The following is a 2,921-nucleotide window of genomic DNA, read 5'->3' on the forward strand; positions in this document are numbered from 1 at the left end:
AATCCGATTCAGCCCGCCGGGACGGCAAAAACCAGGCCCGGCGCCCCGACCGCCATCCGATGAAAAATCCGGGCTAACTCTGCAGCCGTCTGGTTTCAGACTACGCCAACATACCCCCGGGGGTGTATCACCGACTCAGACCCCGGGCGCCGACCTGCTCGGATCCGCGTGGATATATGACTGCTGCGCCCGGCCATGCCGCCGCTCCTGAGGACGATTCCCGGCGCTATGTTCAGACCAGGGACGCATCCACACATCTGCCAGAGCGCGCTCAAAGACATTGGTGGTCCCGCAGCAGACATGGGCCCGGGACACCGAGCTTCCTGACCTGGCTCATCCCGCGTCCCGCCAGGCGAACCAAGAACGGGTTGCGCCGACCCTGCCATGGTCCGGGGGCCCCGGCACTGAGGTCCGCAGGCCTACGGCACCAGGGCTGCTCAGGGGGTGGCGGGGATGGGGCGGACCACCGGGCAACGGGTGTGGTGCACGACCCGGCCGGCGACCGAGCCGGGCGGGGCGCCCACGTCGCCAGAGCTACTCACGGGTGGGATGGCGGCGGACAAGCATGCCTCGAATCCCTCGAGCTTACGACCCGAAGGTAAGCCTCGGAGGCTGACCCGTCCTGCAGCTGGCACAGCCGGCACGCCTCATTGCAAGGGCGGTTCCACGACAATTCCTCAAATGCATCTGCGCGGGGCCCGTGGTCAGCCAGAGCGGCTCGGTAGAACGGGCTCCGGCGGATGATATGTTGCGTAAGAGCCGGTACGCGAGGGAGACCCTCGACGGGCCGTGAAAGGACGTCCGAATCATGATGGGTGGCGGAATCGGTATGGGCTGGTGGTGGGCCATCGGCCTGCTGGTGGCCATCGCCCTCATCTGGGTCATCATCCGCGGGGTCCGCACCACCGGAGAAAACAGCGTCCAGAACAGCGGTCAGGAACCCCGAGACACGGACATCGGGGCCGCCGAGACCCCTGGGGGTGCGCGCGGGATCCTCGCTGAGCGGTACGCGCGCGGCGAACTGAGCGCACAGGAGTACCAGGAACGCCTCCGTATCCTCGACGAGGGCCCGTAGCAACGCCGGACACCCCTGCGGCGGGTACCCCGGCCGGCTTCCCGGCCCCTGCGGTATTCGTCCCTCACTGGAAGGCAGTTTCGTGCCAGACCGGGTAAACCCGCGCACCATTCCCGCAGTCCGGGATCGCACGGCGCCGGTGGGATCGTCCGAAGAGGCCCGCGTTTCCTGTTGCCGCTCCACCCGGATCCGGAAAAACTCCCGGCCAAAATAGCACTGGACCGCCACCGGCGACAATCTGGTCCGGGAGATCGTCAAACTCATCGCCTCATCGCCTCATCTTCGAAGCCCGATCCCTGCTGATCGAGTCCGTCCCTGACTCCCATGCCTTGTCCGTAACCCCACATCATAATCGGTGCTTTCGCTGCAGAGAGTTACTTCGAGTCTCAGCGCGGCACCGGCTCACAGGCAGAGGCGGAGGTCCCGGTGGGGCGGCCGGTCTGCCCGGCCTTCATGCCGTGATGGTCACGCCGTCAGCTGCTCTCCCCGGGACGGGGCCAGGGGCCCGCCTGCTAGCGAAGCATCAGCCTGGCCAGCACGATCGTGAGACCGAGAAGGAACAACAGAATACGGAGGATGACGCCGGTGTATTCGGCGGCCTTGACCTGGGCAGGCTCCGCGGGCCTCGGAAGGTCGTAGAGAGCTGTGCCGAGCCGCAGCTGGTAGCGCAGGATCTCCTGGCGGAAGATGGACCACACGACGGCGAGGACCATCATGGAAAAGCCGAGCTCCACGGTGATGCCGCTGCCGCCGGGGGAGGACGTGCCGATGCCTTATGAGGCCGCAACATCCAGGCCGACGGCAGCGAGCACAATGCAGACCGCGAGTTCCCAGCGGCGGCGCTCACCGGCCTGCCTGACCGGCGTGGTTTCCCGCTGCGGCCGGGCACCCTGCCGGCCCGGGCGGTTCAGGGCCATCAAAAGCGCGATAGCCGTGAAAACGATGAAGCCCCCGAACAGGACCATGAACGGGTCGCGCATCACTCGGTCAGGGGGCGTTGGCGGGACGGAACGAAATTCCGCCGTCGGTGGAGACGACGAGCCCGCTGGCAGTGGCGCCCCAGATCGACAGACCTGCATCCGGGCCCGTCACCGCCGCCACAGCCTGGACCGTGTCCTGGATTTTGCCCGTTCGGTTCCAAGTCGCTCCGGCGTCTGCGGAGGTGTGGACCGTCCCGTCCGGTTCTACTCCAACTGCCTCGGCGGGGCCGGCGAAGGCGGCGAACTGGATCACGGGTCCGGAGTCCACCCTGGTCCAGGTTTGGCCGCCGTCCGTTGAGCGGCGGATCCCTTGCGGAGTGGTGGCCAGGACGGTGTCGCTGGTGGGGTTTCCGGCGAGGACGGCCGGGACGAAATCCGCGGGCACCGTGCTCCAGGTCGTACCGTCCGTGCTGGTGCGCAGTGCGCCGTCGTAACCGAGGATCCCGGATTTGGTCGCGGTGAGCGCGTGGAAGTCGGATTCACCCTGGCGGGAGAGCTGTTCCCACGTTTTACCGGCGTCGGTGGATCTGATCAGCCCGATCGGGTTGGGAAGGCCGGAGCCTTCCCCGGGGTGTCCGGATGCGTAGAGGACGCCGTGGTCGGTGCCGCCGGTGAAACCCATCAGGTCGTTGATGGCGCCGATTTTGGCAGCTGGTTCTTCCGTGACGTCGAACAGGCCTTCGTGGGTGGCCAGGAGCACCTGGCCGGTTTCGCTGCTGACGCTCAGCCCGTGAATGTGCGCGTCAGGCAGGCCGCTGTCGGGGCCGGCCGGTGAGGGTCCTGCCGTGCCGGAGGAGGGACTGCAGGCCGAGAGGGCGAGGATGAGGCCGGCGCCGGCAGCCAGGACGGCTGCGGCGTGGGGCCGG

At 67.5% G+C, this 2,921-nt stretch carries 4 protein-coding genes; 1 reads left to right on the top strand and 3 read right to left on the bottom strand.

Annotated features, from left to right (window positions below; genetic code table 11):
• Positions 1 to 808 precede the first annotated feature (808 nt).
• Complete coding sequence (locus tag BJQ90_RS16795) at positions 809 to 1,075, top strand: SHOCT domain-containing protein (protein WP_226761358.1); 267 nt, start codon at positions 809 to 811, stop codon at positions 1,073 to 1,075.
• A 512-nt stretch (positions 1,076 to 1,587) separates the two neighbouring features.
• Here BJQ90_RS16795 and BJQ90_RS16800 read toward each other — a convergent pair.
• The 3 genes from BJQ90_RS16800 to BJQ90_RS16810 form a co-directional block, all read right to left on the bottom strand.
• A complete protein-coding gene (locus BJQ90_RS16800; RefSeq protein WP_226761359.1) occupies positions 1,588 to 1,809 on the bottom strand; it encodes a hypothetical protein in 222 nt (73 codons plus the stop codon).
• Positions 1,810 to 1,848: 39 nt separating this feature from the next.
• Entirely contained in the window at positions 1,849 to 2,058 is a 210-nt protein-coding gene (locus BJQ90_RS16805; RefSeq protein WP_226761360.1) for a hypothetical protein, read from the bottom strand.
• A 4-nt stretch (positions 2,059 to 2,062) separates the two neighbouring features.
• A partial coding sequence (locus BJQ90_RS16810) for a F510_1955 family glycosylhydrolase (RefSeq protein WP_413463707.1) occupies positions 2,063 to 2,921 on the bottom strand: 859 nt, incomplete at its 5' end.

This window comes from Arthrobacter sp. SO3 (assembly GCF_020532825.1).
Taxonomy (GTDB): Bacteria; Actinomycetota; Actinomycetes; order Actinomycetales; family Micrococcaceae; genus Arthrobacter.